The sequence below is a fragment of the Hyphomicrobium facile genome, assembly GCF_900116175.1.
Taxonomy (GTDB): Bacteria; Pseudomonadota; Alphaproteobacteria; order Rhizobiales; family Hyphomicrobiaceae; genus Hyphomicrobium_B; species Hyphomicrobium_B facile.
Genome location: NZ_FPCH01000001.1, coordinates 723,570 through 748,468 on the forward strand (window position 1 = coordinate 723,570; position 24,899 = coordinate 748,468).

Annotated in this window: 22 protein-coding genes; 13 read left to right on the top strand and 9 right to left on the bottom strand. The window is 60.8% G+C overall.

Annotated features, from left to right (window positions below; all coding sequences use genetic code 11):
* Positions 1-7: 7 nt before the first annotated feature.
* Positions 8-970 (bottom strand): NAD-dependent epimerase/dehydratase family protein, encoded by a 963-nt coding sequence (locus BM399_RS03465; protein WP_092864245.1) that lies wholly within the window; start codon positions 968-970, stop codon positions 8-10.
* Positions 971-1,785: 815 nt separating this feature from the next.
* Between BM399_RS03465 and BM399_RS03475 the strand changes: the two genes are divergently transcribed.
* On the top strand, positions 1,786-2,877 hold the full coding sequence (locus BM399_RS03475) for a glycosyltransferase (protein WP_092864251.1): 1,092 nt from the start codon (positions 1,786-1,788) through the stop codon (positions 2,875-2,877).
* A 34-nt stretch (positions 2,878-2,911) separates the two neighbouring features.
* On the opposite strand, the gene BM399_RS03480 is transcribed toward BM399_RS03475, so the two are convergent.
* Both BM399_RS03480 and BM399_RS03485 read right to left on the bottom strand, forming a co-directional pair.
* Entirely contained in the window at positions 2,912-4,045 is a 1,134-nt protein-coding gene (locus BM399_RS03480) for an MFS transporter (RefSeq protein ID WP_092864254.1), read from the bottom strand.
* A 212-nt stretch (positions 4,046-4,257) separates the two neighbouring features.
* Complete coding sequence (locus BM399_RS03485; RefSeq protein WP_177228033.1) at positions 4,258-4,695, bottom strand: CBS domain-containing protein; 438 nt, start codon at positions 4,693-4,695, stop codon at positions 4,258-4,260.
* A 461-nt stretch (positions 4,696-5,156) separates the two neighbouring features.
* Between BM399_RS03485 and BM399_RS03490 the strand changes: the two genes are divergently transcribed.
* The 5 genes from BM399_RS03490 (at position 5,157) to BM399_RS03515 (ending at position 10,063) form a co-directional block, all read left to right on the top strand.
* Entirely contained in the window at positions 5,157-7,145 is a 1,989-nt protein-coding gene (locus BM399_RS03490; RefSeq protein ID WP_092864257.1) for an FUSC family protein, read from the top strand.
* Positions 7,142-7,360 (top strand): DUF1656 domain-containing protein, encoded by a 219-nt coding sequence (locus BM399_RS03495; protein WP_092864259.1) that lies wholly within the window; start codon positions 7,142-7,144, stop codon positions 7,358-7,360. The genes BM399_RS03490 and BM399_RS03495 overlap by 4 nt, the downstream gene beginning before the upstream one ends.
* 190 nt (positions 7,361-7,550) lie before the next feature.
* On the top strand, positions 7,551-8,384 hold the full coding sequence (locus BM399_RS03500) for an HlyD family secretion protein (protein WP_244531045.1): 834 nt from the start codon (positions 7,551-7,553) through the stop codon (positions 8,382-8,384).
* Positions 8,385-8,747: 363 nt separating this feature from the next.
* Complete coding sequence (locus BM399_RS03510) at positions 8,748-9,263, top strand: hypothetical protein (RefSeq protein ID WP_143111319.1); 516 nt, start codon at positions 8,748-8,750, stop codon at positions 9,261-9,263.
* Between the two features lie 173 nt (positions 9,264-9,436).
* Positions 9,437-10,063 carry a Spy/CpxP family protein refolding chaperone gene (locus BM399_RS03515; protein WP_092864271.1) on the top strand — a complete coding sequence of 209 codons (627 nt, stop codon included), beginning with the start codon at positions 9,437-9,439 and terminating at the stop codon, positions 10,061-10,063.
* 153 nt (positions 10,064-10,216) lie between these two features.
* On the opposite strand, the gene BM399_RS03520 is transcribed toward BM399_RS03515, so the two are convergent.
* Together BM399_RS03520 and pip are read right to left on the bottom strand one after the other, a co-directional pair.
* Positions 10,217-12,061: a DEAD/DEAH box helicase gene (locus BM399_RS03520; RefSeq protein WP_092864274.1), complete on the bottom strand. Its 1,845-nt coding sequence runs from the start codon at positions 12,059-12,061 to the stop codon at positions 10,217-10,219.
* 323 nt (positions 12,062-12,384) lie between these two features.
* Positions 12,385-13,338 (bottom strand): prolyl aminopeptidase, encoded by a 954-nt coding sequence (gene pip, locus BM399_RS03525; protein ID WP_244531046.1) that lies wholly within the window; start codon positions 13,336-13,338, stop codon positions 12,385-12,387.
* Positions 13,339-13,640: 302 nt separating this feature from the next.
* Here pip and BM399_RS03530 point away from each other — a divergent pair, with 302 nt between their 5' ends.
* Complete coding sequence (locus BM399_RS03530; RefSeq protein ID WP_092864277.1) at positions 13,641-14,075, top strand: hypothetical protein; 435 nt, start codon at positions 13,641-13,643, stop codon at positions 14,073-14,075.
* 322 nt (positions 14,076-14,397) lie between these two features.
* On the top strand, positions 14,398-14,985 hold the full coding sequence (locus tag BM399_RS03535; RefSeq protein ID WP_177228034.1) for an HdeA/HdeB family chaperone: 588 nt from the start codon (positions 14,398-14,400) through the stop codon (positions 14,983-14,985).
* 204 nt (positions 14,986-15,189) lie between these two features.
* Here BM399_RS03535 and BM399_RS03540 read toward each other — a convergent pair whose 3' ends face one another.
* The 3 genes from BM399_RS03540 to BM399_RS03550 form a co-directional block, all read right to left on the bottom strand.
* Positions 15,190-15,396, bottom strand: coding sequence for a hypothetical protein (locus tag BM399_RS03540; RefSeq protein WP_092864283.1), 207 nt, complete (start codon positions 15,394-15,396; stop codon positions 15,190-15,192).
* Between the two features lie 33 nt (positions 15,397-15,429).
* A complete protein-coding gene (gene scpA, locus BM399_RS03545; RefSeq protein ID WP_092864286.1) occupies positions 15,430-17,604 on the bottom strand; it encodes a methylmalonyl-CoA mutase in 2,175 nt (724 codons plus the stop codon).
* 205 nt (positions 17,605-17,809) lie between these two features.
* On the bottom strand, positions 17,810-18,319 hold the full coding sequence (locus tag BM399_RS03550) for a hypothetical protein (RefSeq protein WP_143111320.1): 510 nt from the start codon (positions 18,317-18,319) through the stop codon (positions 17,810-17,812).
* A 175-nt stretch (positions 18,320-18,494) separates the two neighbouring features.
* Here BM399_RS03550 and BM399_RS03555 point away from each other — a divergent pair, with 175 nt between their 5' ends.
* The 4 genes from BM399_RS03555 (at position 18,495) to BM399_RS03570 (ending at position 21,232) form a co-directional block, all read left to right on the top strand.
* On the top strand, positions 18,495-19,394 hold the full coding sequence (locus BM399_RS03555; protein WP_092864292.1) for a DUF817 domain-containing protein: 900 nt from the start codon (positions 18,495-18,497) through the stop codon (positions 19,392-19,394).
* Positions 19,395-19,485: 91 nt separating this feature from the next.
* Positions 19,486-19,755, top strand: coding sequence for a hypothetical protein (locus BM399_RS03560; RefSeq protein ID WP_092866234.1), 270 nt, complete (start codon positions 19,486-19,488; stop codon positions 19,753-19,755).
* A gap of 137 nt (positions 19,756-19,892) precedes the next feature.
* Positions 19,893-20,096, top strand: a complete 204-nt coding sequence (locus BM399_RS03565) for a hypothetical protein (RefSeq protein WP_092864295.1) — start codon at positions 19,893-19,895, stop codon at positions 20,094-20,096.
* Between the two features lie 326 nt (positions 20,097-20,422).
* Positions 20,423-21,232 carry a hypothetical protein gene (locus tag BM399_RS03570; protein WP_092864298.1) on the top strand — a complete coding sequence of 270 codons (810 nt, stop codon included), beginning with the start codon at positions 20,423-20,425 and terminating at the stop codon, positions 21,230-21,232.
* Positions 21,233-21,292: 60 nt separating this feature from the next.
* On the opposite strand, the gene BM399_RS03575 is transcribed toward BM399_RS03570, so the two are convergent.
* On the bottom strand, positions 21,293-23,167 hold the full coding sequence (locus tag BM399_RS03575) for a methylmalonyl-CoA mutase family protein (protein WP_092864301.1): 1,875 nt from the start codon (positions 23,165-23,167) through the stop codon (positions 21,293-21,295).
* Positions 23,168-23,383: 216 nt separating this feature from the next.
* Between BM399_RS03575 and BM399_RS03580 the strand changes: the two genes are divergently transcribed.
* Positions 23,384-24,820: a helicase HerA-like domain-containing protein gene (locus BM399_RS03580; protein ID WP_092864304.1), complete on the top strand. Its 1,437-nt coding sequence runs from the start codon at positions 23,384-23,386 to the stop codon at positions 24,818-24,820.
* Positions 24,821-24,899: the final 79 nt, after the last annotated feature.

The window sequence follows — 24,899 nt, forward strand, 5'->3', positions numbered from 1 at the left end:
TGTGACGTCATTTGAGATTATGGGCCGGGTTTTCCTGCAGCCATGCCTTGACGGCATGCGGGATGCCCTGCTCGCACGATGGAAATTCGAACGAAAAGCCGGTGGATTTCAACCGATGGTTTGAAAGACGGTTTTCGTAGGCAAGGCTTTCCGCAATGACCGGGCCAACCAAAAGCTCCAGCAGAATGAATGGCAGCTTGCGCCCGTGGCCGGTGACGCCAAGCGCGTCGGCTGCGATCTCGGCCAACCGCTCCCCGGGCACCGGAGCGTCATCAACGACGAAGTAGCGGCTTCCTATCTCGCCGTTGCTGGTCAGATGAAGGATGGCGCGGGCACAGTCCTGCACGTGCACGGGAGACGTGTACCGGGTGCGACCCCGCAAGCCATAGACCGGTTTGCCATCGCGGAGCGGTTCGAGGACATACTGCGCGAACCAAGAGCCGGGGCCATACACCCAGCCTGGAAACGCAGCGACAATGGGCAGTCCGCGCGCGATGTAGCCGGGCAAGGCTTCGATCGCGGGAGCGAGATAGGGTCCCCATCCCCGCGGGTGAGGCACCGCGTTCTCGTCACAGATCTCAGATCCGCACTCCCCATAATAGCTCGTACCAGCGACGTAGATGATCCGCCGGGTCCTCGCCGGATCTATCGCTGCGAACAAGGCGCGATCCATGTCGAGCCGGAGGACGCAATACTGCGTCGCGCGCGCTTTGGTGAGGCGGCCGCCGAAAGTCTGTGGCTGCGCGAGATGGACGACGGCATCGGCATTGCGCAAGGCTTCCCTCCACGCCCCCTCCGAATCCAACAGGTCGCCGACAATCGCGTTCACGCCCTGCGCGCGAAGCGCAGCGGCGTGGATTTTTGATCGGGTCAGCGCGTCGACTTCGTGGCCCGCGGCCAAAGCGGCGCGAAGGACATAGGTGCCGACGAAGCCGCTTGCGCCTGCGATGAATATTTTTTGGGCCGGCATTGAAGCCAAGTTAGCCACCGCCGTTCGCCTCACGGTGCGAAAGTATCGGACACACGCACATTTACTACGGAACCACGGGCGCTGCCGTCGCTCTTTTTCCGGGTCCCTGACGTTGCGGGCAGGTTTTTCGTCCGGATCGACGTGACGATTGCCAGCGGCATGCCGGGATGGCGTGCAAGGGTGAGGGAAGGGTCTCAAGCAACGAGGCTCATGACAGGCGGCGTTTTGCTCGCCGAGTGCACCGGTCGGGTATCAAATTCCGGTTGCCAATTAAATGGGAACATCACCGCCCGGTTGCCATCGAACGGAGTCGATCTGCCGCTCGCGTAGCGCGGTCGCAAAAGTGCTGTTGACGAAGAGACGATTGTCTTGGGGGTGAGTCGCCAAAACATGGACGCATGCGGATCTTTCCGATAGGACGGATGCATTGATCGTGTGCGTACATGCTTCGCAATCTGAATATTTGATCATCGATTTTTTCATAGACTTCAGAGCGGGCTATTTGCGCGTTCTGTGCACCTGAAAAATATACTGTCTTAATATTGGCTCGTGCGGAGACGCATCGGTGCGAAATTCATTCGTAAGGCCAGAGGCGCGCGCCTCATCACGGAGCATCATTGAGCTCGCAGTCGCACGCGCAACATGGACGGTCCCTTGAATATTCGTTGATCCCTTCGCAGCCGATTGCCGGCGGCCGGTCTCAGTTGCGTAACTGAAGTTCTCCTTAGTCAAAGTGCGTCACGCCGTTCGGCGGATTTTTCGGCGATGCGACATCGCATGTCTTGAATAGCCATGACGATTTTGGGGATGGGATAATGCCAAAAATCGATGTGATCATGCCGGTACGAAACGGCGAAAAATATATTGCTCGCGCCATTTCCAGCTTGGTTCCGGACGCGGAATTCATAAACAAGCTGATCGTCATCAACGACGGATCGAACGATCGCACTGCTTCCATACTCTCCGATTTGCGCTGGAATGGAAGGCTCCAGATCATTCATCAGCCGCCGCTCGGGATCGTAAGAGCCCTCAATGGCGGATTGAATGCCGCTGAGACGGCGCTCGTCGCGCGGATGGATGCCGACGATGTTTCCCTTCCCGGTCGATTGAAGGCGCAAATCGCTTGTCTCGAGCGCTCGCCAAAGGTGGCTGCGGTCGGCTCGCAAGTGCTGTTGATCGACGCGGACGGTTTCCCGACCGGGGATACATCCAACTTTCCGCTGACCAGTCGCGAGGTGCGGAGGCAGCTCTATGAGCACGGCCGTTGCGTCGTGTCTCACCCCTCGGTCGTCATGAGGAAGGATGCCGTGCTCGCTTGCGGCGCCTACCGCGCACCATTCGAGCATGCCGAGGATTTCGATCTCTGGCTGCGATTGTCGGAGCGACATCCCATTGAGAACCTTGCGGATGTGTTCGTGCACCACCGCGTGCATGCGAAGGCGGTGTCGGAGCAGTTTCGATCCCGCCAATCGTTCTCCCGCGATCTTGCTCTCTACGCTGCCCGGGAGAGGGCGCGCTCGGGCACAGACCCATGTGATGGACTTTCAGGAATTCCCAATTTCGAGGAACTCATGTCGCGGACAGGCGAACATGGCACGATCATGCAGGACCTCGGGACGGCGTATCACGCTATCGATGCGATATTCGAGAAGCGCCGCGCAGCGATGACAGTCGCTGCGGCGCGCGCCATATCGGCGCTCGCGAAAGAGCGTTATCTCGGTCAAAGCCGGCGCAACCGATACGCTCTCTTGAGGAAGGCCGCTTGGACGTCGCTCATGGATTTGCATTTTCGGACCGCGTTCGCGACGTATTCCGCGTTCGTGCAATGCCGCGTGGCCGATAGCAAATTCTTCCGGCGGATGCTTGAGAGCTCGCGCCCCGGAGAGGCACGGCCGCGCCGCGCGTGATGATGCGGCGCTTGGGGAGTACGACGCTCGTCGATCAGACCCGCAGCCAACGGCCGCCGACGGCGACGCCGATAACGAGGATCGCGACTGCGGCGAACGCCATGGGCAGACCGATGACTTGCGCAACGAAGCCGATGGCCGCAGGGCCCGTAAGGATGCCGAAGTAACCGATCATAGTCACGGCCGGCACGGCGATATGCTCGGGCATCGTCGTCTGCTGTCCGATCGCCGTGAAAAAGATCGGAACAACATTCGCGCTGCCGATGCCGACAAGACCAAAGCCGAGGATCGTTGCCCACGCGTACGGCACCAGCGTTACGATAAGCAGGCCGACAGCGGCGCAAAGCGGACCCGCAAGCAGTACAACTCTGCGTCCGATCCGTTCGACGACGGCGTCACCCGTCAATCGGCCAATGGTCATCGCAAGCGCAAAAGCGGCATAAGCTGCGCCGCCAATCGATGGATCGACGTTCCGATTGTCGGTCATGAAGACCGCGCTCCAGTCCAGGACTGCGCCCTCCGCCAGAAACATGACGAAGCAGAGAAGGGCGATGAGCAGCACGACGCCATGTGGGATTGCGAAGGCAGAGCCGTCACCTTCGGCGCCGTAAGGCAGAAGATAGGGCGCTGCTGCAGCCATCGCTGCGACTGCGACGACCACAACGGTCATTGCGGCCATGAACGGTGTTGCTCCCGAAGAAAGCAGGAGGGTCATAACGCCGACGCCGGCTAGTCCACCCACGCTAAACAGGCCGTGGAAGCCGGACATCATTGCACGGCCACTTTCCCGCTCGACGATGATTGCTTGGATGTTCATCACGCAATCGAGCGTTCCCTGGCCTGAGCCGAAAATAAAAAGCATGACGACGAGCAAGGGAACGGATGACGTTAGTGCGAGAACCGGCAGCGACACTACGATGCAAAGTGCGCCCAACAGGATCACCGGCCGACAGCCGTATCGCTTCGACAAGACGCCCGCTAATGGCATTGCGATGACGGAACCGGCGCCGAGGCACAATAGAAGAAGGCCCAAGGCCGCGTCGCTCAGTTCGCTCCGATCTTTCACGTAAGGCACGAGCGGCGCCCAGGCGGCGAGGGTGAATCCGGAGACGAAGAATGCAGCTCGTGTCGAAAATTGTTCTTTTCTGCCGGGTGCGGATGCGGACATTACTGCCGTGTTGCCTTGTTTCGTCGCACCCGGGCCGCCGGATGAGGTATCTGAGAATCGCTCAGCTCTTTTAGGGGAACCTCATTTCTTTTTCCTTGCGGCGGGTTATCCCGGGGGAGTGCGTTCGGCACGAGGTTGCTCAATCTGAATCTCGATGTCGGGTGCTGAGCTTCAAGGTTGCGGCATGCAGCCTCGCCACGGCGACGAGGCGCTCAGCGGTTTATCACCATCGCGATATCGCGGAGCACGCGCGTCTCGAGCATCACTTCGTCGAGGCGGTATTTCAAGATGTCGCCGATGCTGATGATGCCGACGATGCGCGTGCCGTCTTTCACGGGGATGTGCCTTATCCGGCGCTCCGTCATCATTCGGGCCGTGTCCGAAATGGCATCGTCCGGCGCGCAAGTCACGACGCCCTCGGTCATGATATCGGATACGCGCAATGTGCAGACGTTTTCACCGTGCATAGCGACGCCGCGGGAAATATCTCGTTCGGAAATGATGCCGTCGAGGGTGCTGCCGCCCGAACTCACGACCAGAGCGCCCACGTTTTCCTGGACGAGCCGGCGAGCGACGTTGCGGACGGTATCGGTAGGGCGCACCGTCATCACTTCGGTCCCCTTCACCTCCAAAATGTTTGCAACAAGCATGGCGCGCCTCCGGGTTTGCGCCGGTGTCAATAATCGACACCGCAGAGACCTGATAGCGCTAGTGGGACCTCATCGCGGGTGAAGGTCAAGAGTTTGCTACGCTCGAATCCGACAACTTATTTGTGATGGGAAACGCCGATGCAATCGGATCGTCGGCATGCGATCTGATTGCGTTTGGAGACGGCCGCAACATACTTTCGATTTTCGGCAATGAATAAATAATGTGGGTGCGGAGGCGCCGGCAAAGGCTTAGCGCTTCGCTTCCTTCCCGATCAGCCGGCGCCGCGTTCAACGCCCGCATGATAGCCGGACAGCGCGCCGTCGTTTCGAACGATTTGATGCAAACCTGCGAGGCGATCGCGTAAAGTACAGTCCCTTAACAACTGAAGCGGAAATTCTCCTCAGTTGTCGCTCGTCCGGTCCACTCGGTTCTCCACGGGGCTCGATGTCGAAGGACTGCCATGACAGCCTCGGTCGGTGAGGAAAGATCTGGTAGCGGTTTTACGAACGTCCTTGTCGCCGCAAGGCCGCCGTTGTTCTTCGGTTTGCGATTGGCGACGGCGGTGTGCCTGGCGCTCTTTGCGGCATTCTATCTCCAGCTCGATACGCCTTACTGGGCCGGAACGTCGGCCGCGATCGTTTGCCAGCCGATCGTCGGTTCGTCGCTGCTCAAAGGCGTGTTTCGGTTGGTCGGAACGCTCGTCGGTGCGGTTGCTGCGGTGGTGCTTACGGCTATCTTTCCGCAGGACCGTTTCGGATTTCTGTTCGGAATGCTCGTCTGGGCCGCGGCATGCTCTTTCGTTTCGACGTTGTTGAAGAACTTTGCATCCTATGGAGCGTTGCTGGCGGGTTATACGCTCATCATTATCGCCAACTATTCCATTCCGAATCCCGATCAGATCTTCTTCATCGCCATCAATCGCGCTTCAGAAATCAGCTTAGGGATCGTCAGCGGAACGCTGGTGATCGCGCTGACAGATCTCGGCGACTCGCCTCAGCGATTGCGAATGCTGTTGTCGCAGCTCATTGAAGAGATTGCTCAGCATTTCGAAGGCATACTTGCCGACCCGTGGAACGCCACGGCTCCTGAGACGAGGCGCATTCTCGTAAAGCGAATATCGGCTCTCGTTCCGGTCGTCGATCAGGCGGCAGGCGAGTCGGCGGAAATCATGCAGAGGAGAGCCATACTCCGGGTCGCGCTGGATGGCCTGTATACAGCAGTTTCTGGCGCGCGCGTCGTGGAGACGCATCTGCGCTCGCTTTCTCAGGCCGAAGCGCATCGCGTCGTGGCGGCGATCTCGGACATGCTTCCTCCCGAGTGGAGCCGCGGGTTGGCGCGCGATCGCGATGCTGAAGCGCTGCTGGTCCGCAAGTTCATGGCCGTCAAGACTGACGATGCGTCGTTGCGGCTTGCCGCAGACGCGAGTGCAGAAGTCGCGTCCGGTCTCGAATCTGCAGCTAACGGGCTCGCACTATTGTCCGATCCGGCGCATGCGCGGGATGTTTTCCGGATTCCGAGCATCGTTGTCGCCGATTATCTTCCGGCTCTCATCAATGCCGTGCGCGTCTTCATCGGCGTCGGAGTGGTGGTCATCTATTGGATCATCTCTCAATGGCCGGACGGACTTTTCGCCGTGACGTTCGCAGCGGTGTCGATCATGCTGTTTGCGCCAATATTGGATGGGTCCGCCAAAGCCGCGTTGGGGCTGATAATCGGGACGCTGGTCATGGCGGTGATTGGCGGCGTGCTCAAGTTCACGGCTCTGATCAATCACGAGACGTTTCTGGCACTGAGTCTCATCTTATCAATCGTGCTTATACCGTGTGGGGCGTTATCTACCTTGCCGTCTTTCGCGCCTTACGCCATCGCTGCAACGGTCAATTTCATACCGCTCGTTGCGCCAACCAACGTGATGGTTTTCGATCCGCAGGTCTATCTGAATACGGCTTCCAGTCTTCTGGCCGGCTGCGCGACGGGAGCGGTTACGCTGGTGCTCATACCTCAACCGTCTCCAAAAGTCCGGGCGCAGCGTCTGGTCGACCTATCCATTCGCGACCTTCGGCGTCTGGCTGCAGGACGACGACGCTGGACGTTCATGCAGTGGCAGGGGCGCATGTACTCGCGGTTGGCCGCGCTACCTCCAGACTGCGAGCCGGTTCAGCGATCGCGGTTGGCGGCTGCACTGACGGTCGGCGTGCAGGTCATTCGATTGCGGCACTTGGCGGTGGATCGCCGGATCGGCGCGGAAATTTCGGACATTCTCGACGCATTGGCCGCCGGAGATTTACCGAGGCTTCAGCATACATTGGCAGAGCTTGACAAGGAGATCGCGTCGATCCCGGATGAACAACCCGGCATGCGCGGGCGGATGCGAGCGCGGGCGATGCTGCTCGCCATATCGGAGGCCGTAGACCGCCAGGGCGATTATTTCGGAAGCCAGCCGTCATGAGATTCGTCGAAATCAACATCGAGGGCGTTCTTATTTCGCCGTTTGTGCCACTGATGGTGCTGGCCTTCGCGATTACGATGGGATTGCGCGTCATCGCGGCAGAGTTCGGATGGTTGCGACACGTGTGGCATCCGGCTCTCTTGGAGTTTTCGGTATTTCTGATCGTCCTGACGGCCACCGTCCTGATCTTTGGAAACCTTAGAATCTATAACTAGGTTCGGCATCATGCCGGAGATCGCATCAACTACCCGGAAGTTGCCACCGACCAAGCCAGCCGGCCGTGAGACGACAACTGTCTATGATCCGCCGTCGATAAAGAGGCGGCTTCGGGTGCTGCCGATACTTGCGACGCTATCCTTCGCTGCAGTCGCCGCGGGGGCCGTGTGGATCTTGTGGCAAAATTATATGGGGAGGCCATGGACGCGCGACGGTACGGTGCGTGCCTACGTCGTGCGGCTGGCGCCGGAGGTTTCCGGCAAGGTGATCGAACTTCCCGTCAAGGACAATCAATACGTCCATAAGGGCGAATTGCTGATGAAGATCGATCCACGCGACTACCATGTTGCGGTGGATCTCGCCAAGGCGGCCATCGAGCAGGCCCAGGCCGATCTAGAAAACAAGAACGCGCAGCAAGCGCGACGGAATCGTCTGACCGATCTGGCGACTTCGGTCGAAGAGAAACAAACGTATACCTCGGCAGCGGAGATGGCTGAAGCCGCGCTTGCGCAGCGCAATGCAAACCTTACACAGGCGAACATCAACCTCGAGCGCACCGAGCTCAGATCGCCGGTGAACGGATGGATTACGAACCTTCTGATACGGCAAGGCGATTATGCGACGGCTGGGCAGCAGGTCATGTCCATCGTCGACGCGGATTCGTTCTGGCTCGACGGCTATTTCGAAGAGACGGCGGTCAATCAAATCCGCGACGGCGATACAGCGAAGATCTGGCTGCTCGGCTATAACAAGGTCTTATACGGACGCGTCGACAGCGTTGCTCGCGGTATCGTGGTGTCCAATGCGACGCCCGGTACCAGCGGGCTCGCGAACGTCAATCCGATCTTCACCTGGGTGAGACTGGCGCAACGTGTTCCCGTGCGGATTCATTTCGACAAGGTCCCGAAGGATCTGCGCCTTGTCATCGGCATGACGGCAACGATCGAGATCGAACCGAAAGAGCAACCCGCTAGCTTCATACGGCGCCCGTTGTTCGACATTCGGCTATTTATTTCAAAATAGATGGAACTGCGGTCGGTTGCTGCCGTTGTCCGGCAAACTCCGAGGACCAGTTCCATGTCGCCATTTTCGCAAAGCATCGCCCAGAAACTGAGAATTGCTTCGAGTAAGGAATTGGCGGAGCGGTATGCACGACGCCAACAGCGCGCGAGTGAGATCCAGGATCGGCGGGGGAGGACGATCACCGTTGTGAATTTTCAACGGGGCCACAGGTCGAACGGTCTTCTCGACGACTAGAGGGGCATACGGCTCTTCTTTTGTTCGGCGCGTTCCATGATCCCCGCCACGCAGGTCAGAGAGTAAGCCTTTGTTTACTCCGCTACGGCACAGTTGTTCGAAATCTGTTCAGTTTTGGAGTCATCTGTGATGCGTTGTTCGCGGTCGTGGGGTCCCGCCGCCCTGGCTATCCTTCTTGCCATGCCGCTGACCGGGGCACTCGCCGAAGACGCCGAAATGGAAAGTGCGTCGGCTGAAGGTTCGCAGCTTGCACCGGCCGGACCGGCCGCCGATCCGCAAAATACAGCGAACAATCTCAACACTGTTCCCGAGGATGGGATGGGTTCGCCAAACCGCACGGGACCCGACAATGCTTTCATACGGAAGCTGATCGCGTCGCGCCCGAACGAAGATCTGGTGATCTGCGTGGCCGGATGCTTCTCCGACCGCGACCGCGTCGTCTATGCGCAGCCTGCCGATAAGCCCGTTCGCATCCCGGTCGCCTCGCAATCATCAGTATCCGGTCCGATGCAAAATCCCGGTCAGAAGATCGACCGCTCGGCGAAGCCAGGCAAGGCTGCTTCGGCAGACACGCAGTTGATGCCGTCGCAAGATCCGCATGCGCCCGCTGTCATCAACCGGGCGGACGGAAGCCGAACCAACTGACGCCGGGCGAACTCGCCAATTTCCCTCGATTTGTTCATTTTGTTCAGCTTGTTCAGCTGAATAATTGCGATGATGTAATCCGCGGGGCGCCGACGGATCACGAATAGGTCTCCGTTGTTATTCCCGACGGCCGGCAGCATTTTTTGCCTATCCCCGGCCGAAGGAGAACGCCCATGAAGAATTTATCGCGCGGCACATGGATCGCGCTCGCGGCTGTCGTCGCAGTTCCCGCAACGGTGGCCATTGCAAAGTCGGCGGATAACGCCGGTTGGCGGCAGATGACGCCCGACACTCGCGCCCGGCTCCAAGAGGGCAAACTGGCGATGGTGAAAGCCGCGCTTCAGCTCACGCCGGACCAGGAGAAGCTATGGGCTCCGGTCGAAACGCAGGTTCGCGAAGGGTTCAAAGCTCACGAAGCCCGGATGGAAGAGTGGAAGAAGAAGCGCGAAGAGCGCAAGGCCGAGCAAGAGAAGGGTGGCGAGCAAAAGCGTCCCGATCTTGCCGACCGCTTCCAGAAGATGAGCGAGAGAATGACGGAACGCGCCGACCGCATGAAGGCGTTCGCGACCGCGTTCTCACCGTTCTACGCTTCGCTGTCCGATGAACAGAAAGATGCGCTGCGTCCGCTGCTGAGACAACTCATGCCGGGTGGTCATCATGGCCACAAGTTTGCCGGCGGATGGGGGCCTGGCGGCCGTCATGGCGGCTGGTCCGACCACGGCGGCAAAGGCGGCCCGCAGATGCATGACGACGACGATGACCAGGATCATGGAGCCCCTACGCCCGACAAGAAGGGCTGAGGCTCAGCTCGACTAGCCGACTTCCTCTTTTCCAACTTGGCCGGGCACAAATAAGCCCGGCCTTTTTTATGGGCCGGGCTTTTTCTGTCGGGCTTTTTGTGTTGGCCTTGGCTGCTCCCGTCCGGAGAGCGGGCCGCCAAGGCCGAAGTTTTTTTAGCTTGCAGTCCGATCGCGGTCGCGACTGTCGTCGCGCCGTTTCATGAACTTGGGCGCGTCCGAACCGCTGCCGCTATGCCACGACGGACGGCCTTCGCCGGCGCCATTATGAGGCTTTCTCGGTCCATGTCCGCCCTCGCGCTTTGTGTGACCGGCGTCGTCACGATGACGTCCGGCCGGTGCGTGGCCGCGATCGGGGCGTGCTGCTCCGTCGGCATGGCGTGCGGGACGCGCATCCGGACGGTGCTCGCCGCGGCGTTCACCGAAACGATGCTCAGCTGGGCGCTGGTCGCCGGAGCGATGCGGGCCCGAGCGGTGATCAGCTCGGTGATCCGGGCGCTGATCGGGCGAGCGGCGCGGACCGCGATGGGGGCCGTCCTGATGGGGACGTTCCGGCGAACGCGGCTTGTGCGGGCGGTCAGCGGCGCCGAATGTGGCAGCGCCTGCACCAGCGGGCGCATCGCTTGCGCCAGCAGGCGTGTAGGGTCTGCGTGAAGCCGCGAAGTTCGGACGATCGCCGGAGCGATCGCCATTTGAGCGATCACGATCGCCGGAGGGGCGCTCGGACCGGGGCCGGCCTGCGCCCGCCTGATGGTTCGGGCGGGAACCGCCACCACGATGGCCTGCGCCACCACGACCGCCACGAGGGGCACCCTCACGGCGCGGAGCGTCGTCATCCCGCCGGCGTTCCGGCATCGGCAGAACTTCGCCGCCGATATCGTCCATGACGACGATCGGCTGCTTCATCATCTTCTCGATGGCGCGGATTTCGCCACGCTCTGACGGATCGCAAAGCGAGATCGCAATGCCTGTCGTACCCTTGCGCGCCGTACGGCCGACGCGATGCACGTAGGTTTCGGGGTCGAGCGGCATGTCGAAGTTGACGACATGCGTGATGTTCGAAACGTCGATACCGCGGGCGGCGATGTCGGTCGCCACGAGAACGCGGATATGACCCAGCGTGAAGTCGTTCAGCGCGCGCTGACGGGCGTTCTGGGCCTTGTTGCCGTGGAAGGCGGACGAGCTGATGCCCGCCATGCCGAGCCGGTCGGCGACGCGGTCCGCGCCACGCTTCGTGCGTGTGAAGACGATGACGCGCTTGGCTTCTTCGTCGGCGAGGATCGTGTGCAGGCGGCTCTGCTTCTCAGCCGAGCGGACCATCATGACCTTCTGGTCGATGCGATCGACGACGATGGTCTTCGACGAGAGGTCGACGCGGTAGGGGTCGTGCAGGATGTCGTAGGCGAACTTCTTGATCTCGGTCGGCATCGTTGCCGAGAACAGCGCGGTACGACGCTTCTGCGGGATCAGCGATACGATCTTGTTGATGTCGCGGATGAAGCCCATGTCGAACATGCGGTCGGCTTCGTCGATGACCAGCGTCTGCACGCCGGAAAGATCGCAGCTTCGCATGTTGACGTGATCGAGCAGACGGCCCGGCGTCGCCACGAGGACGTGAACACCGCGCTTCAGCGCGTTGATCTGCGGGCCTTTGCTGACGCCGCCAAGAACGACGGCACGGCGGATGTTCATGTTGCGCGAGAGTTTTGCCACTTCCTGGTCGATCTGGACGGCAAGCTCGCGGGTCGGCGCGAGAATGAGGGCAACGACTTGCTTCCAGCCCGGCTCGATTGCGTCGGTCGCAATCTTGTTGAGGATAGGAAGAAGGAATGTTGCGGTTTTACCTGAGCCCGTCTCGGCCATGCCGAGGAGGTCGCGGCCTGCCAGCTGCGGCGGAAGTGCCTGCACCTGAATAGGAGTCGGTGTCGTGTACCCGCACTGCGTCAGGGCACGCGAAAGAGGCTCGGCAAAACCGAATTCCTCGAAAGTCTGTGTTGTCAAAGTGAAAGAGTCCCAAGGGCTTCTCGCCCCGTGCATCCTGTGCCGGGGTTTGTCCCATGGCCCACACCGGCGCTGTCGGGGTGCGGCCTTGTCTATAAGGATTGATCTCAATGCAGGGTCGAGCGCGGTGATTGAACCGCTTGTAGTGGCACGAGGACCCGAGCGCCATCGAAGAGCAATGGGCGCTGTATCACTGTGTTTGTATTAAAAGTCAAGCAGTTCGGGTCGCGCGTGCGCCTCTGCCGCGGAAGGTTAGCACCCGTTTGCGGCCTTCTGGGGAGCGGGCGCGGGGTGCGGTCCACGATTATCCGCCATTAAACGTCTCAATCGTTAATCGCCCGGCGCATGGCATCCATGACGCCCGGCTCGGTCATCGAATGTCCGGCATGATCGATGATTTCCAGCCGTGCCCCGGGCCACGCGGCCGCCAACGCGTAGGCGTTTTTCGGTGGGCACAGAAGGTCGTAGCGGCCCTGGATGATGGTGCCGGGGATGCCGGCGAGGCGGTGCGCATTCGATAGAAGCTCTCCCGGCTCGAGGAAGAAGCTGTTCTTGATGTAGTGCGCCTCGATGATCGACGTCGGCGGCAAGCGGGCGTCGCTCGGAACGTTGTCGGGCAGAGCCGTATTTTTCGGGGCGAGTTCGGAAAGGGCGCGTTCGTAGGCGAACCAGACGTGTGCGGATGGTGCCTGTATGGCCCGGTCCGGATCGGTCAGGCGTTTGACATAGGCCGCCAGGGGATCTTTCCGCTCATCCGGCGGAAGGTGATTACAAAATGCCTCGAACATTTCGGGCCGGAAGATCCTGGGTCCATCGACGAAGGCCCATCGAACCTCTTCGTCCGTACCCAGAAAGAGTGCGCGCAGAACGAGGCTCGAAACGCGTTCGGGATGGCGCTCGGCGTAAGCGATGGCCAGGGTCGACCCCCAGGAGCCGCCGACGAGCATCCACTTCGCAATGGCGAAGTGTTCGCGAACCATTTCGAGGTCGGCGATCAGATCCGCCGTCGTGTTGGCTTTGCAGGAAAGGTAGGGATGGCTGCGGCCGGCGCCGCGCTGATCGATGAGGAAGACGTGATCTCGGGCGGGGTCGAACAGCGTTCGATGCAGGGCCTGGGAGCCGCTTCCCGGACCGCCGTGGAGAAAAACAATAGGGCGGCCGCCCTTCGTTCCGACTTCCTCAACATAAATCCAATGGCCGTCGCCGACGCTCAGCATGCGGGCATCGAAAGGACGGAACGATTCGGGTAGAGTCTTCATCGTCACTTTGCTGAGCATGCTTTTTCATAAACGGCAAGTTTGGCGGGTAAGAAGCTCGCAACCATCGCAAACGGAATGACAACCGGATCTTCCGCCGATCGTCGTACGACCGTCACGGTGCGCATGCGAGGTTCCGGAATTGCGGCGTCCCGAAGGCGATTTTTATGCGTCATATAGCCGGACAGTCCGTCGTCACGAAACCCCTGGTTTCCAGGTTCCGACTAATTGACGAAATTCGACACGATACCTACGTCCCCCACGCCACAAAATGGATTGTGGAGCGTTATGAAGATCATCCGCCGATCTCAATGGAGTAAAATATGGTCCAGCGCGAACTTCTGAATACGCACCGTGCATCGGCGATAGGCGTAACGCTGGCAGCAGCCCTGGGCATGAGTTTCGCGGGCTTAACTGCTGCGCACGCAGCAGACTCTGCGGCGCTCGTCGGGACATGGGCCGGGAATGGCTCGATCAGCTTTTCTTCCGGCACCAAGGAAGGCGCGAGATGCCGGGCGCACTTCGCAAAGACCGGCGCGACGAGCTACATTATGTCGGCTTCGTGCGCCACCGCCTCAGCCAGGGTCGACCAGTCTGCCGAGCTGAACAGGGTCGGTGCAAATAGCTACGTCGGAAGCTTCTTCAATCAGCAATACAATACCGGCGGCCAGATCCGCATCACCGTCAACGGCCGCAGCGGGTACGTTCGGCTTTCGGGCGAAGCGGGTACGGCTGTTTTCAATCTCAGCAAGCGCTGAGCCGGAAAGATATCAAGCGACAGCGGCGCGCGAGGTTTGCGCGCCGTTCGTTGGGCGACTGCCGCCCCACTTTCTCATCCTTTGAAATCTCGTCCTCTGAAATCCAGCGTGCTGCCGCCCGGCTGACCAGAGTTGGGCACGATTACGCTCGGCCGGTGCATTTCTCACACGCGCTGGGCATGGATTTTGTTGTATTTTGATCTCATCGCTGATTCGCACTCGGGGACATGCCGCAACGCGGGTCCGGTCCGTAGCGCGAGGTGAAACTTCAGCGACCATGCCTCGTCGTCTATCTCACATCGTCATATTCGGAGCTTCCTCCATGCGCACTCTTTTGAGCGCGGTTACAGCTGCGCTGTTGCTCGCAACATCCTTCAATTCAGCTTCGGCCGAGACGATCGACGCGTCGACGCTGACCTGTCATGACCTCATTGAAACAGCTGCGTCGTCCGAGAAAGCTTCGGTGTATGGCGCGACCGTCGTTCTCTATTGGATGGCTGGCTATCAGGCGACCGCCGAGCAGGGCACGGTCGTCGACTTCGACAACCTGTCGAAGGAATTCAGTCAGACGACGGAGTTCTGCGGGCAGAACCCAACCGTCGGCGTCATGTCGGCATCCGAGAAATTCATGGGTGAGAATGCCGAGGACCAGACGTCCAAAGCCATCGACCTTGCGATCCTGAAGTGCGAGGCCGTCAATACCACGAAGGAAGACGAGACCGAAGGGCTCGGCCAAATCCTGATGTGGCTCGCGGGCTATCACGCGAGCGTTGCCAAGAGCACGGTCATCGACATGGACAAGTTCAGCGAGAGCGTCAGCAAGATGGCGACCTACTGCGCCGAGAATCCCCAGATGGGCCTCTTCACCGCGAGCGAAAAATTCATGAGTGAAGAAGGGGATGGAGAGTAGGGCTTCAAAGCTTCAATGCTGGGTTAGGTCGACACCCAGCCAACGATTGGCAATTCCATGCTGAGGCTTGGCTAGATCCCGGCCTTCGCCGGGATGACGGTGGGAATGAATGAGCTGTTCTTTCATTCCACCGCCTGCTTGCCAGCGTATCCCAACTGAGCGTTCAGCTTTTCGACGAGGCCGGCGGTTTAGGGTGATACCGGCTTATTCCCCGTCTCGCTGTTCGCTGGCGAATTCTTCTTCGAGCTCGTGTTCGAGCTTCACGAGGTCCTCGGGAAGGGGCATGCCGGTTGCTTTGATCTGGCTCAGCTTTTCTCTCAGCGAGAGATAGATTTCGTGCCTATCCTGGGGCTCGTTCTGCATCTCGGTGAGAAGCCGCGAGATCTCCAGCTTGATCTGGTCGAAAGCCATGATAGGTACCTTTTGTAAGAGAAAAAGCGGCGACTACTCCGCTGCTTGCTTGTCGGCGTAGCCGAGCTGGGCGTTGAGCTTCTCGACGAGGTCGGCTGCGGCTTCCGGGATGTTGGTGCCGGGGCCGAACACGGCCTTCGCGCCGGAGCGGAACAGCTCGTCGTAGTCAGACGGCGGGATGACGCCGCCGACGACGATCATGATATCGCCGCGGCCTTCCTTGTCGAGCGCCGCTTTCAACTCAGGCACAAGCGTCAAGTGCCCGGCGGTCAGCGACGACACGCCGACGACGTGCACGTCGTTTTCGACGGCCTGGCGGGCCGCTTCGTCGGCCGTTGCGAACAGCGGTCCGATATCGACGTCGAAGCCCAGATCGGCGAACGCGGATGCGATGACCTTCTGGCCGCGATCGTGACCGTCCTGGCCGAGCTTCGCTATCAGAATGCGCGGCCGGCGGCCGTCGTTCTTGTCGAACGCTTCGACCAGCTTCTTGACGCGATCAACGCTCGGGTTCATCGCCGCTTCCTTCTTATAGACGCCGCTGATGGCGCGGATTTCGGCCTTGTGGCGGGTGAAGACCTGTTCGAGCGCGTAGGAGATCTCGCCGACGGTCGCCTTCTTGCGGGCTGCTTGCACAGCGAGATCGAGCAGGTTGGCGTTGCCCTTCGCGCCTTCCGTCAACGCGTTGAGGGCTGCTTCGACATCGGCCTCGTCGCGTTCGCTGCGCAGGCGGTCGAGTTTCGCAAGCTGGGCTTCGCGCACGGCGCGGTTGTCGACCTTGAGGAAGTTGACCTCGCGGTCGCCCTGAATTTTATACTTGTTGATGCCGGTGATCGTCTGGCGGCCGCTGTCGATGCGGGCCTGCGTGCGGGCGGCGGCTTCTTCGATCCGGAGCTTCGGGATGCCCGCGGCAATCGCCTTCGCCATGCCGCCCTGCTCTTCGATTTCCTCGATGTGGGTGAGGGCTTTCTTGGCAAGTTCGTACGTCAACCGTTCGACGTAGTGGCTGCCGCCCCACGGGTCGATTGTGCGGGTGGTGCCGCTTTCCTGCTGCAACAGCAACTGGGTGTTGCGGGCGATGCGAGCCGAGAAGTCGGTCGGCAATGCAATCGCTTCATCGAGGCCGTTCGTGTGGAGCGACTGCGTGTGGCCCTGCGTTGCGGCCATCGCCTCTAGGCACGTGCGCGTCGCGTTGTTGAAGATATCCTGCGCGGTCAGCGACCACCCCGACGTCTGCGAATGCGTGCGCAGCGACAGGGAGCGTGCGTCCTTCGGATTGAATTCGTCCTTGATCAGCTTCGCCCAGAGCAGACGCGCGGCGCGCATCTTGGCGATTTCCATGAAGTAATTCATGCCGATCGCCCAGAAGAACGACAGGCGCGGAGCGAAGGCGTCGATATCGAGACCGGCCGCGACGCCTGCGCGTGCGTATTCGATGCCGTCGGCGATCGTGTAGCCGAGTTCGAGGTCGGCCGTCGCGCCCGCTTCCTGCATGTGGTAGCCGGAAATCGAGATCGAGTTGAACTTCGGCATGTTCGCGCTGGTGTAGGCGAAGATGTCCGAGACGATGCGCATCGAGGGCGCGGGCGGGTAGATGTAGGTGTTGCGCACCATGAACTCTTTCAGAATGTCGTTCTGAATGGTTCCGGCGAGCTTTTGTGGCGAGACGCCCTGTTCCTCGCCCGCGACGATGAAGAGCGCGAGGATGGGCAGCACAGCGCCGTTCATCGTCATCGAGACGGTCATGTCCTGCAGCGGAATGCCGTCGAAGAGAACGCGCATGTCGTAAATAGAGTCGATCGCGACGCCCGCCATGCCGACGTCGCCTTTGACGCGCGGGTGATCGGAATCGTAGCCGCGATGGGTCGCGAGGTCGAACGCGATCGAGAGGCCCTTTTGGCCCGCCGCGATGTTGCGCCGATAGAAGGCGTTGGAATCCTCAGCCGTCGAGAAGCCGGCGTATTGGCGGATGGTCCAGGGCTGAAGCGCGTACATCGCCGGGTAGGGGCCGCGGACGTAGGGCGCGATGCCCGGCAATCCGTCGATGAAATCCAGACCAGCCGTGTCGGCATCGGTGAAGACCGGCTTCACCGGGATCCCTTCGGGCGTTTCCCAGACGGGCGCCTCCGGGGCGGCGGCCTTCGCGGCCGGTTTACCGGTGGCGGGAGGGTCGAGGGGTACCTGTGCGAAATTCGGGATCGCGGTCATTGTAGGGGCACTGATCCGGTATGAGAGGATTGTTCCTGGAGTGGTTCGGGGCACGGTACGGCAAAACCGGGTGCTCAGACAATCGCCGTGCGACTTTCTATCTTTGCGCCGGGCGACTCCGCTGCGCGGAGCCGGCCGGAGTTTTTGTTTGGCGCCGGCGACTCCCCTACGGGTGAGCCGGCCGCCGGCGCCGGAAAGTGGCGCTTCAACGGGACCTTTGGCCGAGCAGGTAGTCCCTCCGGCGGAGAAGCAGGTCGTAGATGACCGCGAAAAGCACCCCGCTCAGGGCTGCCATTATCAGGTCGTGGGTCTGAACGCCGGGCGGCGCTGGGGCGAGGGGCGATAGGACGAGGTAGATTGCTTCGCCAACTAGAAGCCAAACGAGCGCTGCCAGCATCGCGAACTTCAGCAATCTCACTGCGCCGCTGCCCGTGCTCGCGCCCAGAAACTTCGCAAGCGGAGGGAAGACGAACGTGCCGACGGGAATGTACCAGAGAAACGCCGCGATGAGCGCGCTCTGGAGATCATCGGCATAGTTCTGGAAGGGCGATCCCGCGGCCTGTCCGGCGATTGGGTTCTTGTAAGATTGGTAGTCGGAGAGCGCCAGCACCGTCGACGCGGCGATGAGCGCGGAAATGATGGAGCTCAGCAGTCCCATCGCCGTCAGCCGCAACAGCGAAGCTCTTCGAGGGCTCGGCGTCGGAGAAGGGGCCATGACGACATCCTGTGATGGTTCCCGTCAGCGTTAGCCGATGTGCATGCCGATGGCGGGATTGAGGAACCGCGGCGTTAATCCGAAGACATTTCTGCGGGCCGCTTTCGGAAACGAGAATGCCACAAACGTCGGCATGATGTCCAAACCCGCCCTGCCGCCTCATCCAAGGTCAGACATGCAACGCAAGGTCCCCGACAGGAACCATAAGACGAGTGCGGCCCGGCTCTGGGCTCCCTTAGCGCGCTTTATCGATTGGGAAGCCGAGCTTGGAGAGGCTGCTGAGGCGCGAGGTCCGGCAGCTCACTTCGCCTACGAGTTCGTTCGATTTGGCGTCAAGCAGGCGTGGGCCTGCCTTTTCGGCGCGCTGATGCTGACGCTTCTGATCGCCACCCATTTTTTCTATCCGAAAGGCGCAGAACTCGCCCGCTACGATTTCCTCGTCATCGCAGCCGTGCTCATTCAAATTCTGATGGTCGTTTTCAAGCTCGAAACGATGGACGAGGTCAAGGTCATTTGCGTCTTCCATGTCGTCGGCACGGTGATGGAAGTTTTCAAGACGTCCGTCGGGTCGTGGCTTTATCCGGAGCCCAGTATTCTCCGCATTGGCGGCGTGCCGCTCTTCACCGGATTTATGTATGCCGCGATCGGCTCATATATTGCCCGGTGCTGGCGCCTTTTCGATTTTCGATTTACGCGGTATCCGCCGGTTTGGGCGCTCGGTATCCTGAGCGTGGCGATCTATGCGAACTTCTTCGGACACCATTACATTTGGGATGCGCGGCCCATCCTTTTTGCGGCGGCGATCATCCTCATCGGGCCGTGCACGGTCTACTACAAGATCTGGAAGGTGCACCGGCACATGCCGCTGTTGGTCGGGCTTCTTCTCGTCGCGGTTTTCATCTGGTTTGCGGAGAATATCGGGACGTTCACGGCGGCCTGGGCCTATCCCCACCAGCGGCATGGCTGGGAACTCGTCGGGATCGGCAAGCTCGGATCGTGGTTTCTGTTGATGCTTATTTCATACACGCTTGTTGCGTGGATCAACCGGCCGAATGCTGTGGTAGCTTCGGAATAGCTAAGTGAATTATTTACCTCGAATTCGGGTGGCGCCATTCTGCCGGAGCGCTTCGCCGTAGAATACGGCACTCATGTTCGGAGCGGATTCCATGGCTCAATCACACTATTTCGCAGCGGCTTTGCTCTTTGGTGTCGGCGTCGTTGCAACGAATGCGTCGGCGGCGGGACTGGCCGCCAGCGATCTTGCCGCTCAGGTTCGCACTCAAGGTTTTACTTGCGACAAGCCGCAGGGCGCCGAAAAGAACGACTCGGCTTCGCGACCCAATGAGGAAGTGTGGATCCTCACCTGCGAGAACGGTTCCTACCGCATGACGGTCGTGCCCGACATGGCGGCCAAGATCGAAAAGCTCGACAAGTAATTTCCGGCATTCTGCGTCACCCGATTGCGTGTCCCTCGATAGGTGTTCCGGGCGGAACAGCGACGGCCGCGAGCTTCGCGCATTCTTCCTCTCATCAGACCCCAGCCGGTCTTCAGCCATTCGAGAGGATCACGATCATGTCGGGCATCGTCATTGCATCCGCCGCCGCGGCAATCACAACGGTTGCGACTGTCGTGGTCGCCGCTCTCCCCGATGCGCAGGCGCTTCTCTCGCCGTTGACCGAAGGCGGCAACGAATATGCGATTGCCACCATCTCGGTGATGGCCTCCATTCCGATGCTCGGCATCATGGCCGTGCTCGCGACATCGGCCCGCGAATAGCGGGTTCTTGCGCAGCAAACTTTTTCCGTGCTTGCTTCTTCCCTCGCTTCTTTTCTTGGCTCTTCTCCGGTGCAACTTTGCCGGCTCTTCATCGGAGCCGGCATTTTTTGTGTTCGATGCGGCCTTGAAGCCAAGTGTGTTGCGCTCAAACAGAGCACGTGGCGCGGCCATTGTCCTGCCTTGGTTGCACGTTCAATTGTCGTTGGGGAATGGGGGGTTATGGAAGCGAGCTTCCAGCCTCTTTCGCTTTTTTGTAAAAGGGTGCCGCGGCACCGGTGCGGGCCGGAGTCGACGAGTGCTCCCATGTATCGCGTGGGGTATGCGTCGTGAAATTCAGGACTTTCATCGTCGTCGGAGGCGCGATCTTTGCGTCGTCGTTTTCCGCTCCGACAAAATTCGGGCCCGTAACCAACGCAGATGCGGCCGACGGAATTCGACAGACGGCGCAAGAAGCCGTTACGGTTCCGGAGTTCGTGCCGATCTTGAACTTCAGCCAATTCGTGCTCGCCACCGAGCAGTTCGCCGAGGCGAACCGCCTGTCGGATCGTACCGCGGCCGAAGCGTTGAGCGCCAAATTTGCCTTGGCTTCCGAGGTCCAGCACGTCGACCTGCATCAGGTCCGGCAAACGCCGGCCATCATCGAAAGCGCGCTGAGCCTTGCGGCTCCGGTTTCCGATCCGGTTGAAAGGCCCGCAGAATCTCTCGCCGATCCTGTGAAGGTCATCACTGTCGTGCCGGAAGCCGCGGAAGTGCCAGCCGCCGAGGCGGAACATCAGCAGACTGAGGCGACCGCGACCGAGAGCAATCCTTCGACCGCCAGCCGCCCGCGCGCGGAGAAGCGCTTCCGCCCCGCTATGGGTCTCGGCATGGCCGAGCCGGATGATGCTGCGGCGCTGTTCCCGCCTTCCGCGAAGCCCTCAAAGAAAAAGAGCGCCAATAAGGCCGCGAACCGGCGCTTGGCAACGGCTGCGGCGCCTCCGATGGTCAATTCGGCGAACGCGCCGGATGGCGCCTATAATGGCGACATCGAGAAACAACAATTCCAAATCGGAATTCCCGGCCAGTCGATGGAGCCGTTGATCTCGACCTGCGCGAAGGGCGAACGGAAATGTTTCGGGCCGTTCTGCGGGTGCTGACAGAGCAACGGCCGCAATGCTCTGCGGCCGTGTCTCTGCTTATCGAATTCCCGATGCGATCTAGCTCAGCTTTTCTTGTAGACCCTTGAGGGTCGCCACGGCGTCGGCTCCTGCGAACAGGAACTGATCGACGCCCGCCGATTTGAGTGCGGCTTCCTGCTCGCCCGGCCGTCCCGCCATCAAGACGAACTTGGCGCCCGCGGCCTTCAACGCTTGTGCTGCCGGTGCGGCGAGCGTGGCGTTGACGCTGTCGGAGGAACAGATGCACGCGGCGTCGGCGCCGGATTCTACGAACGCAGCGGCCGCATCTTCCGGCGTCTTGTAGCCGTCGCTGATGAGCGCTGCGATGCCGCCTGCCGCCAGGTAATTCTTCACCCAAGTCGTGCGGACGTTGTGCTCGACGATCTCACCCATGCTGGCGAGAAAGACCTTGAAGCCACCATGCGCATCGGCGGCATCGCGCAAAGCTTCGAATGCTTCGCCGAGACGGTGAGGCCGAAGCGGCGTCACTTCGATCGCTGCTTTGCCGGCGGGCAGAGATGGCGCTGTCCAAGGCTCGGCGTGGACGCCGTCATCGCCAAGCAGCGGGAAGGCGTTGACGCCTGTCAGCTCCTGGCGGATCGTGGCGATCGATTTGGCTCGGGTTTCGGCCGTCTTTGCGATGGTTTCCTGGATATAGCCTGAGGTGAGCCCGGCGAGGAGGCCGCCGCGCGCTTCAATATCCTGGAAGATCTCCCAGGCCTTCTTGGCCATGTCGTCGGTCAGATTTTCGACATACCAGGAACCGCCGGCCGGATCGTTGACGCGGCCGAGATTGCTCTCCTCCTGGCAGACGATTTGAATGTTGCGGGCGACGCGCTGCGCAAAAGCGTCGGGCTTGCCGAGGGCGAATGTGAAGGGGAGAACGACGATAGAGTCTGCGCCGCCGAGCGCCGCACCGGCGCACGCGATGGTGGTGCGCAGGATGTTGGTCCAGGGATCGCGCTTCGCCATGATGCGATAGGACGTCGGGCAATTGAGCTTCACGGCGGAGGCAACATCGCCAGCGCCCGAAGCATCGGCGACGCGCCAGATCAGGCGGCGTGCCGCGCGCAGCTTCGCAATCGTCGCGAATTCGTCGACGTCGGCTGCGAGCGAGACGTTGATTTTCGGCAGCGCCTTTTCGGGGGGGATGCCGCCTTGCTCGGCCGCTCGCAGGTAGGCAACGAGGGCGGACAGCATGAAGGCCAGTTCCTGCGCTTCGCTCGCGCCTGCGACGTGGGCGACGACGCCGTCGGCCGTCATGACTTGCACGCGCGGGTTCGCCTCGGTCGCATTCATCAGCGCAACGGCGCGGGCCAACGCCGTTTCAACCGGCTCGGACAGGCGGCCGGTCATCGCGAGCGTGCCGAGCGGATCGGCGCCGAACGAGCCTTGCCGTTCGCCGGCCTTGATACCGCGAGCGTCCCATTCGGCATTGAGCGCCAGGGCGGCGTCGAAAAAGTTTTCCTGAGCGACGAGGACGATCGGGCAGACGTCGAGAAGGACGTCCTTCAGGGCCGTGGCGAACGCCTCTTTCGTCGGGGCCAAGCCGTTTCCGCCGACCTGGATGCCGATCGAGGTCACGCCACCCTGGAGATCGTCGAGGATTGCGGCGTTCAATGCCTTCGGATCGCTCTCGATGTGGAACGTGCGGATATCCCAGCCGAGACCTTCGCGGACGGCTTGCGTCCCGCGCGTGAACGGGGCGGCTCCCGGCAGTTGGTTGACCGTCGCCTGCAGGGCGTCGCCGCGAGTATAAAGCGGATTAATCTTGATGCCGTCGGCCGTGCGGGTGACGAGCCGCTTCTCGAAATCCGCCCCCTTAAGGGCCTTATTGACCAGCGCGCGCCACTGCTCGGTGTTGGCGGCGGGGAAATCGCCCGAAAGGTGCAATTCGTTAGTCGAGGTCGTCATACAACTTGGCTCCCACAGGCGACGGGCGTTACCGGCACGCCCGCTTTCCGATATACCCGCTCAGGAGCCGGGTGCGAGTGTGAAATAATCCCGGGGACCGGCCGAATTGCCGCGCTCGGTACGTGCTGCCGGCCGGTTTGCTTAGAGTGGCGGCGCATGGCATCACCGGCGGGAGCTCTGGCCAATGAGTCGGGTTCGTAGATAGCTGGAGGCGAAATGACTGGTACGCACGGCGCAGAGGGGTCTGGCGAGCCCGTCGCCGATCCTCGCGATTATGTGCAGGATGGGCTGATCCTCATCGGCGTCAGCAAATCGGGCCCCGAATTGAAGCCCGAATGCATCGAGCTTGCTCTCGCCAATCGCCATGGTCTCATCACGGGTGCCACGGGTACCGGCAAAACGGTGACGCTGCAGGTGTTGGCGGAAGGGTTTTCCGCTGCCGGTGTCCCGGTCTTCGCAGCCGACATCAAGGGTGATCTTTCCGGCATCGCCGCGACGGGCAAGCCGTCGCCGAAGCTCGTCGAGCGGGCTCAGGAGATCGGCCTGACCCGATACGGCAATACGTCTTTTCCAACCGTCTTTTGGGACATCTTCGGGAAAGACGGACATCCCGTGCGCGCGACCGTGCAGGAAATGGGACCGCTTCTTCTTTCGCGCCTCATGGAGCTGACGGAGCCGCAAGAGGGCGTGCTGAACATCGCGTTTCGCTGGGCGGAAGATCAGCGCGCGGCCGGCGACGAAAAGATGACGATCCTCGATCTCAAGGATCTCAGATCTGTCATCGACGAAATGGGCCAGAAGGCTTCGACGCTCAGAAGCAAGTACGGACACGTCGCGCCCGCGACCGTCGGCGTCATTCAGCGCCGTCTTTTGGTTTTGGAAGAGCAGGGCGCCGCGCAATTCTTCGGCGAGCCTGCGCTCGACATCATGGATTTTCTCGAGGTCAAGCCGGACGGCCGTGGCGTAGTCAACATTCTCGCCGCCGAGAAGCTGATGAACACGCCGCGTCTCTACGCGACGTTCCTGCTCTGGCTTCTAACGGAGCTGTTCGAGAAGCTTCCCGAAGTCGGCGATCTCGACAAGCCGAAGCTCGTGTTTCTGTTCGACGAGGCGCATCTTCTTTTCAACGATGCGCCGAAGGCCGTGCTCGAGCAGATCGAGCGTGTGACGCGTCTCATCCGTTCGAAAGGTGTCGGCGTCTATTATGTGACGCAGAGTCCGGGCGATGTGCCGGATCGCGTTTCGGCGCAGCTCGGCAATCGCATTCAGCACGCGCTGCGCGCCTTCACGCCGAAGGAGCAGAAGGCGATCCGTGCCGCGGCGCAGACGTTCCGCCCCAATCCCGAGATCGACACGGAGCGGGCCATTCAGGAGCTGAAGGTCGGCGAGGCGCTGGTGTCGCTTCTTCACGGTAAAGGCGAGCCGTCGATGGTGGAGCGGACGCTCATCCGGCCGCCGATGTCGCGCGTCGGGCCGCTGACGGCGGACGAGAGGAAGGCCCTCATTGCGGCCGACAGCAATAACCTGCGGAAATACGACAAGGAACTCGACCGCGAATCGGCGCACGAACGCCTGCAGTCGCGAAATACCGTCGTCGGACAGCTGAAGCAGAGGCTTTCGTCATTCTCGAACATTCTTCGCGGCAAGGGATGACCAAGGGATGGGCGCTGCCATCCGTTGAAAGTAGCGGTCAAAACCATTAGCTTTTGCGAGAGAATCGCGCGGCAACAGC

What these genes read in the sequence shown, in the direction of transcription:
- BM399_RS03465 (WP_092864245.1), bottom strand. Translation starts at nt 970, where the DNA reads ATGCCGGCCCAAAAAATATTCATCGCAGGCGCAAGCGGCTTCGTCGGC.
- BM399_RS03475 (WP_092864251.1), top strand. Translation starts at nt 1,786, where the DNA reads ATGCCAAAAATCGATGTGATCATGCCGGTACGAAACGGCGAAAAATAT.
- BM399_RS03480 (WP_092864254.1), bottom strand. Translation starts at nt 4,045, where the DNA reads ATGTCCGCATCCGCACCCGGCAGAAAAGAACAATTTTCGACACGAGCT.
- BM399_RS03485 (WP_177228033.1), bottom strand. Translation starts at nt 4,695, where the DNA reads ATGCTTGTTGCAAACATTTTGGAGGTGAAGGGGACCGAAGTGATGACG.
- BM399_RS03490 (WP_092864257.1), top strand. Translation starts at nt 5,157, where the DNA reads ATGACAGCCTCGGTCGGTGAGGAAAGATCTGGTAGCGGTTTTACGAAC.
- BM399_RS03495 (WP_092864259.1), top strand. Translation starts at nt 7,142, where the DNA reads ATGAGATTCGTCGAAATCAACATCGAGGGCGTTCTTATTTCGCCGTTT.
- BM399_RS03500 (WP_244531045.1), top strand. Translation starts at nt 7,551, where the DNA reads ATGGGGAGGCCATGGACGCGCGACGGTACGGTGCGTGCCTACGTCGTG.
- BM399_RS03510 (WP_143111319.1), top strand. Translation starts at nt 8,748, where the DNA reads ATGCGTTGTTCGCGGTCGTGGGGTCCCGCCGCCCTGGCTATCCTTCTT.
- BM399_RS03515 (WP_092864271.1), top strand. Translation starts at nt 9,437, where the DNA reads ATGAAGAATTTATCGCGCGGCACATGGATCGCGCTCGCGGCTGTCGTC.
- pip (WP_244531046.1), bottom strand. Translation starts at nt 13,338, where the DNA reads ATGCTCAGCAAAGTGACGATGAAGACTCTACCCGAATCGTTCCGTCCT.
- BM399_RS03530 (WP_092864277.1), top strand. Translation starts at nt 13,641, where the DNA reads ATGGTCCAGCGCGAACTTCTGAATACGCACCGTGCATCGGCGATAGGC.
- BM399_RS03535 (WP_177228034.1), top strand. Translation starts at nt 14,398, where the DNA reads ATGCGCACTCTTTTGAGCGCGGTTACAGCTGCGCTGTTGCTCGCAACA.
- BM399_RS03540 (WP_092864283.1), bottom strand. Translation starts at nt 15,396, where the DNA reads ATGGCTTTCGACCAGATCAAGCTGGAGATCTCGCGGCTTCTCACCGAG.
- scpA (WP_092864286.1), bottom strand. Translation starts at nt 17,604, where the DNA reads ATGACCGCGATCCCGAATTTCGCACAGGTACCCCTCGACCCTCCCGCC.
- BM399_RS03550 (WP_143111320.1), bottom strand. Translation starts at nt 18,319, where the DNA reads ATGGCCCCTTCTCCGACGCCGAGCCCTCGAAGAGCTTCGCTGTTGCGG.
- BM399_RS03555 (WP_092864292.1), top strand. Translation starts at nt 18,495, where the DNA reads ATGCAACGCAAGGTCCCCGACAGGAACCATAAGACGAGTGCGGCCCGG.
- BM399_RS03560 (WP_092866234.1), top strand. Translation starts at nt 19,486, where the DNA reads ATGGCTCAATCACACTATTTCGCAGCGGCTTTGCTCTTTGGTGTCGGC.
- BM399_RS03565 (WP_092864295.1), top strand. Translation starts at nt 19,893, where the DNA reads ATGTCGGGCATCGTCATTGCATCCGCCGCCGCGGCAATCACAACGGTT.
- BM399_RS03575 (WP_092864301.1), bottom strand. Translation starts at nt 23,167, where the DNA reads ATGACGACCTCGACTAACGAATTGCACCTTTCGGGCGATTTCCCCGCC.
- BM399_RS03580 (WP_092864304.1), top strand. Translation starts at nt 23,384, where the DNA reads ATGACTGGTACGCACGGCGCAGAGGGGTCTGGCGAGCCCGTCGCCGAT.